Here is a 6,705-nt window from a genome sequence, read left to right on the forward strand (position 1 = left end):
CCCCACCCCTAACCCCCGCGATCTTGCAGTTGGCGCCCCGGCACAGAGGACAAATGCCCCACCGAAAGGGCCGAAACTGCAAGATCAACGGGAGTCAGGGGCGAGAGGGCAGGGTCAGCAGCGGGGGACGGTGCCGCCGTAGATCGAGGACAGGTACGCGTGGCTGACGTAGGTGCCGCCGACCAGGCGGTACCACCTCGTCGTGGTGCGATAGGTACCGGTGATCTTCTGCCCGGTCACGTAGCACTGCACCGGCACCTGGGCGTACGTGGCGGCCAGGCCGCGGCTCGCGTACGAGGTGCCCGCCCCGGCGCGCAGGTTCAGCGGCCCGGAGCCGACGATCGCTCGCGCCCCGCCACCTGTCCACAGCAGCGTCACGTCCACCCACGCGTTGTCGGTGAGCCGCAGCCCGTCCCAGAACGTCCCGTCGGCCAGGTCCAGCCCGGCCGGGTTGCGCACGGTGCGTCCGAACTGGTCCAGCCCGCCGTTGTAGTTGCTCTGGTACGCCGCCTGGGCCTCGGGCCGCCCGCGCGGCAGGTCCTTCCAGTTCTCCCGGATCGACGACGGGTTCCACCAGTCGTCGCGGGTGTTCCACGGGCCGACGTCCCAGACCGGGGCGTACTCGCAGCGGATTCCGCTGGTGGTGCAGACCTTGACCGTGTAGTCGCCGGCGCCACGCGGGGACAGTCCGCGCCGGCTGGGCAGCGCCGCGAAGTGGTCCCGGGCGCGTACGGTGTGCCCGTTCGCGGTGGTGCCGCCGACCAGGCCGATCCGGGTCGCGTACACCCGGTAGGTGAGCGGGGCGGCCGGCTGGACCGCCGTGGTGGCGACCGAGTCGGCGGCGAGCGTCAGGCCGGTCACCGTGGCCTCCGAGGCGGCGCCCCGTGTGGTCAGCACGACGCGCGCCTGCACCCGGCGGACCGGTTCGTCGAACACGGCCTCGGCGGCGTCGCGCCACTCGGTCCAGCCCCGGGCGCGCCAGCCGCGCACCTGGGCCACCGCCGTACCCCCGTCGCCGGTGCGGGCGGTGAGCCGGGCGCGTACCCGGGTGGCGGGCCGGTCCAGGACGCGCGGCGCGGAGAGCAGGATGCCCTCGGCGACCGGACCGCCCACGGCGGCCGGGCGGGTGCGGGCGGAGGGGCGGGGATCGGCCAGCCGGAGGCGGCCGGAACGCCAGGCGACGTTGACGTCGTCGCCACCGGCGACGGCGAGGTCGACGGACCAGCGTTCGGGGTCGGGCGCGCCGGCGCGAGCCGGCACGGCGGTGGACGGGTGCGCGGCCGACGCGGGCGTGCCGGGCAGTCCGGCGGCCACGGTGAGCAGGGCAGTCAGGGCGACGACGATTCGACGTCCGGAATGAGCCATCAGCATTCTCCTCAGAACCCCCTGATCGTTGCGTTTCCGCTGATCAAGTGGAACCTCAGTACAAATGGCGACACATGCGAATTCTGTTCGGTAGGGAACAATGGCGGGGTGCCCGAAGGCGACACCGTCTGGAACACGGCGCGCGTCCTGGATCGCGCGCTGGCCGGGGCCCGGCTCACCGGGTCCGACTTCCGCGTGCCGCAGCTCGCCGCCACCGACCTGACCGGCTGGACCGTGCGCGAGTCGGCCAGCCGGGGCAAACACCTGCTGCTGCGCCTCACCGCGCCAACCGCAGCGCAGTGGACGCTGCACTCGCACCTGCGGATGGACGGCGCATGGCGCGCGTACACCCCGGGTGAGCGCTGGACGGCGCGGCCGGCGCACCTGATCCGCGTGGTGCTCCGCTCCCCCGGCGCGGTCGCCGTCGGCTACCACCTGCACGAGCTGGCGCTGGTGCCGACGGCCGAGGAGCTGTCGCTCGTCGGTCACCTCGGCCCGGACCTGCTCGGCCCGGACTGGGACGCGGACGAGGCGGTACGCCGCCTGGCGGCCGAGCCGGAGCGCACCATCGGTGAGGCGCTGCTCGACCAGCGCAACCTCGCCGGGGTGGGCAACCTCTACAAGTGCGAGGTGCTGTTCCTGCGCGGGGTGTCCCCGTGGACGCCGGTGGGCGCGGTGCCGGACCTGCCGGGCACCGTCGCGCTGGCGCAGCGGCTGCTCGCGGCGAACCGGGGCCGCTGGACGCAGAGCACGACCGGGGTGCTGCGCCGGGGCGGGACCAGCTACGTCTACGGCCGCCGGGCCCAGCCGTGCCGGCGCTGCGGGACGGCCATTCGCAAGGAGGAACTGGGCGAGCGGGTCACCTACTGGTGCCCGGTCTGCCAGCCCGACCGCTCGTGACGTGGAACTTCCACGAAACGCCAAAGATCGCCGAGAATAGGGACGATTGGGTACTTCCGTCCCACCCCCGTGGCGTCGCATGCTGCGATTGACCGCTCACCGATCGTCAGCAGCGCGTACGCCCGCCACGCCGAGGTGTCGGCCGGCGCGCCCCGACCCCGGGGAGAGCCATGGTGCTGTTCCGCAGACTCCGGCCGGGACGGCCGGACCGGGCCGGAGTCGCCGAGGAGACCGCGTTCACCGGTTCCGCGGCGCGGGGCGTTCCCGCCGCGCGCGCCGGCGACGACGAGCCGGGGACCACCCCGGCGAGCCTGGACCCGGCAGCCGTCCCGCGCCTGTTCGGCCCGGTGCCGAACACCGCCGCCAGCCCGCTGCCCACGCTCCGCCCCGACGGCCGCCCGGCGCCCGGCACCGGCATCCGCAAGTTCGTCGACCCGCTGCCGCTGCCTGGGCAGCCCGCCACCGACGGGCTCGGCGCCCGCCTGCCCGTCGCGGTCCCGGACACCATCACCTGGCCGGGCTGCGACTACTACGAGATCGGCCTCCAGGAGTACGCGCAGCGCCTGCACCGCGACCTGCCGGCCACCCGGCTGCGCGGCTACCGGCAGCTCAACCTGGGCACCGACGCCGCCGGCCACAACACGGTCAGCCCACCGGACCGCCCCTGGCACCTCGGCCCGATGATCGTCGCGCGGCGGGGCCGCCCGGTCCGGATCAAGTTCATCAACCAGCTCCCCACCGGACGGGCGGGCGAGCTGTTCCTGCCGGTGGACGAGACCGTCGACGGGGCCGGCGCCGGCCCGCTGGACGGTCCCGCGCCGTACCCGCAGAACCGGGCCGTGCCGCACCTGTCCGGCGCGCAGACCGGGTGGATCAGCGCCGGCAACCCGTGGCAGTGGGTGACCCCGGCCGGCGAGATCACCCCGTACCCGGCCGGGGTGGGTGTCACCCCGGCGCCGGACATGCCGCCGCCCGGCGCGGGCGCCACCACGCTGTACTTCCCGAACGAGCAGAGCGGCCGGCTGATGTGGCTGCACGACAACACGCTCGGCCTGTCCCGGCTCACCGTCTACTCCGGGCAGATCGCGCTGTACCTGCTCACCGACCCCGCCGAGGACCGCCTCGTGGACGACGGCGTGCTGCCCGCGGAACAGTTCCCGCTGGTGATCGAGGACAAGACGTTCGTACCCGACGACGCCCAGCTCGCCGCGCAGGACCCGACCTGGGACCGGGACCGCTGGGGCGCCAAGGGCAGCCTCTGGCACCCGCACGTCTACCAGCCCCGGCAGAACCCGTACCGGCTCACCGGCGGCAACCCCACCGGCCGCTGGGACTACGGCCCGTGGACCCACGACCCGGACGGCGGCGCCAGCCCGTGGGTCGCCCCGGTGCCGAACCCGCACCACGACCCCGACGCCGACCCGGACGAGCCGCCGCTGGCGCCCGCCGTGCCGCACCCGTCGGCGGTGCCCGAGGCGTACGGGGACACCCCGCTCGTCAACGGCGTGGCCTACCCGTACCTGGAGGTCGCACCGCGCGCGTACCGGTTCCGGATCCTCAACGCCTGCGCGGACCGGGCGCTGAACCTGCAGCTCTACCGGGCCGCGTCGGACGGCCCGATGTGGGCCGACGACGGCAGCCCGGCCGACCCGGACGCCGGCGAGGTGCCGATGGTCGAGGCGGTACGCGCGCCCGGGCGGCCCGCGTACTGGCCGGTGGACGGGCGCGACGGCGGCGTGCCCGACCCGGCCGCCGCCGGACCCGACCTGATCCAGATCGGCAACGAGAGCGGGCTGCTCCCCGCCCCGGTGGTGCTGGCCAACCGGCCGGTGGACTACCGCTACGACAGGCAGGACCCGACGGTGCTCAACGTGGACGGGCACGCGCTGCTGCTGGCCCCCGGCGAGCGGGCCGACGTGATCGTGGACTTCGCCACCGTGCCGCCGGGCAGCACGCTCATCCTCTACAACGACTGCCCCGCGCCGCTGCCCCGGTTCGACACGCGCTACGACCACCACACCGGCGCGCCCGACCGGACCGGCTCGGGCGGGCTGCCGCCGACCCGGCCCGGGTACGGCCCGAACACCCGCACGCTGCTCCAGATCCGGGTCACCGGCAGCCCTGCGCAGCCGTACGACACCCGGCGGCTCGCCGACCGGCTGCCAGGGGCGTACGCGCACAGCCAGCCGCCGCCGATCGTGCCGCAACCGGCGTACGACGCCGCGTTCGGCACCCACACCCCGCGTCCGACGCTCGTCGGCGCGCGGGACGGCTCGGTCACGTTCACCCCGCCCGGCGCGGCGGCCCCGGTCACGCTGCCGCTGGCGGTGAAGTCGGTCGGGCAGGTGTTCGAGCCCCGGCACGGCCGCGCGGTGGGCCGGCTCGGAGTCGGCCACCCGGTCAGCGGGCCGCTGCTGCCGGCCACGCTGCCGCTGGGCCCGGTGGAACCCGCCACCGAGGTGCTGCACGCCACCGACCTGGGCGTGCCGGTCGGCGCGCCAGGCGACGGCACGCAACTGTGGCGGATCGTCGGCGACGCGCCGCGCACCCATCCGGTGCACATCGAGGGCTGCGACGTGCAACTGGTCAACCGGGTCGGCTGGGACGGCACGCTGCGCCCGCCCGAGCCGGGCGAGCTGGGCTGGAAGGACACCGTCCGGGTCAACCCCCGGGAGGACGTCGTGGTGGCGCTGCGTCCCGTACCGCCGCCCCTGCCGTTCAAGATCAGCGACAGCGTACGGCTGCTCGACCCGTCCCGGCCCGCCGGCGCGCGGCTGGACGCGAGCCCGGTCAGTCCGGCCGACGGCCGCCCCGCCACGGTGGTCAACCAACTCGTCAACCTGGGCTGGGAGTACCGCTGGCAGACCCGCTCGGCGGGACTGCGCGACCAGGGCATGAGCCGTCCGCTGGTGCTGCGGGTGGCACCCAAGGCGCCCACCGGGCTGACCGCCACCCCGGCGCCCGGCAGCGCCACCGCGCTGCCCGCCATCGCGCTGACCTGGACCGGCAACGGCAGCCGCCCGGTGCCCACCAGCCACCTGCTGCAACGCGCCACCGACAGCGCCTTCACCGCCGGGCTGACCGAGATCACCGTGGCCGCCACCGCGACCCGCTACACCGACGCGACAGTCACCCCCGGCGTCACCTACCACTACCGGATCCGCGCCGAGAACGCGGTGAGCTGCTCGTCCTGGTCGAATGCCGTACCGGCGGCGGTGCGTCTGGCCGCGCCGGCCCGGCTCACCGCGGCGGTGCCGCCGACCGCGCCGCTGCGGGTGGCGCTGCGCTGGGCGAACCACTCCTTCGCCACCGGTGTGGACGTGCAGCGCGCCACCAACCCGACGTTCAGCAGCGGCCTGGGCACCACTGCCATCGCCGTGGGCGAGAACCACGTGGACCCGGCCGTCGCGCCGGACACCACGTACTACTACCGGGTACGCACGACGTACCTCGGCGCGGCGTCCCCCTGGTCGACAGTGGCCCGGGTGACCACCCCGGCCCGGCCGACGACGCCCACGGCGGTGAGCGTCATCGCGAGCGCGCCGGGACCGGACACCGCCACCGTGACGCTGAGCTGGTCGGCCGAGACTCCGGCCGGACCGGGCGCCGGCTTCATCGTGCAGCGCGCCACCGACGCCGCGTTCACCAGGGAGCCGGCCACGTTCCGCGTCACCGGCCGCGGCTTCACCAACACCGGCCTGGCGCGCTCCACCACCTACTACTACCGAGTACGCACGACGAACGTGGTTGGCACGTCCCCCTGGACTCCACCAACCCCCATAACCACCCCCACCTAGCCCTCCCTCTCAGGGTCGATCATGAAGTTGACGGCAGTTTCCGAGATCGACAACACCGCCAACCTCATGATCACCGGGGCGAGCGGGAGCACCGCCCTGCGCTCACCCCCGATGACCCCGACACCGTCCGGTCCGCCCCGGCGAGCAACCCCGCCCCCGTTGATCAAGGAGTTTGTGTCCATTTCCGGCCCTCCACAGGACACGAACTCCTTGATCAACGGCCCACAGGCACGAGGGTCAGAGCGCGGGAAAGGAAGCCCGCCCCAGCCGAACGAGGGCCGCACGATCATGAGGTTGACGGCGGAATCCGAGATCAACAACACCGCCAACCTCATGATCACCGGGGCTGGCGGCCGGTGAGCGGGTGTGGGGGGTGCCTGACCGCGAGTTGCCCGCCCGGGCAGGCCGAAGCCCTCCGCCCGACCCCTGTCCGCGTCGGTGATCAAGGAGTTTGTGTACGGATTCGGCCCGCCTCAGGACACAAACTCCTTGATCAACGCGCGGGACGATCAACGCGCGGGGCGACCAACGCGCGGGACGACCAACGCGCAGGACGACCAACGCGCGCGGCGATCAACGCGCGGGGCGATCAGCGCGCGGGCGATCGGCGTGCGGCGGGGGCGGTCAGCGGCCGGGCTGGGGG

The 6,705-nt window shown here is 74.3% G+C and carries 3 protein-coding genes; 2 read left to right on the top strand and 1 reads right to left on the bottom strand.

Features of this window, described 5'->3' with window-relative positions:
* Positions 1 to 114: 114 nt before the first annotated feature.
* A complete protein-coding gene (locus BAW75_RS06040; protein WP_104112922.1) occupies positions 115 to 1,365 on the bottom strand; it encodes a hypothetical protein in 1,251 nt (416 codons plus the stop codon).
* Between the two features lie 108 nt (positions 1,366 to 1,473).
* Between BAW75_RS06040 and BAW75_RS06045 the strand changes: the two genes are divergently transcribed.
* Both BAW75_RS06045 and BAW75_RS06050 read left to right on the top strand, forming a co-directional pair.
* Positions 1,474 to 2,265 (top strand): DNA-formamidopyrimidine glycosylase family protein, encoded by a 792-nt coding sequence (locus tag BAW75_RS06045; protein ID WP_064447098.1) that lies wholly within the window; start codon positions 1,474 to 1,476, stop codon positions 2,263 to 2,265.
* A 170-nt stretch (positions 2,266 to 2,435) separates the two neighbouring features.
* A complete protein-coding gene (locus BAW75_RS06050) occupies positions 2,436 to 6,062 on the top strand; it encodes a multicopper oxidase domain-containing protein (protein ID WP_104112920.1) in 3,627 nt (1,208 codons plus the stop codon).
* Positions 6,063 to 6,705 lie beyond the last annotated feature (643 nt).

The sequence above is a fragment of the Micromonospora chalcea genome (genome assembly GCF_002926165.1).
In the GTDB taxonomy this organism is placed as follows: domain Bacteria; phylum Actinomycetota; class Actinomycetes; order Mycobacteriales; family Micromonosporaceae; genus Micromonospora; species Micromonospora chalcea.

What these genes read in the sequence shown, in the direction of transcription:
- BAW75_RS06040 (WP_104112922.1), bottom strand. Translation starts at nt 1,365, where the DNA reads ATGGCTCATTCCGGACGTCGAATCGTCGTCGCCCTGACTGCCCTGCTC.
- BAW75_RS06050 (WP_104112920.1), top strand. Translation starts at nt 2,436, where the DNA reads ATGGTGCTGTTCCGCAGACTCCGGCCGGGACGGCCGGACCGGGCCGGA.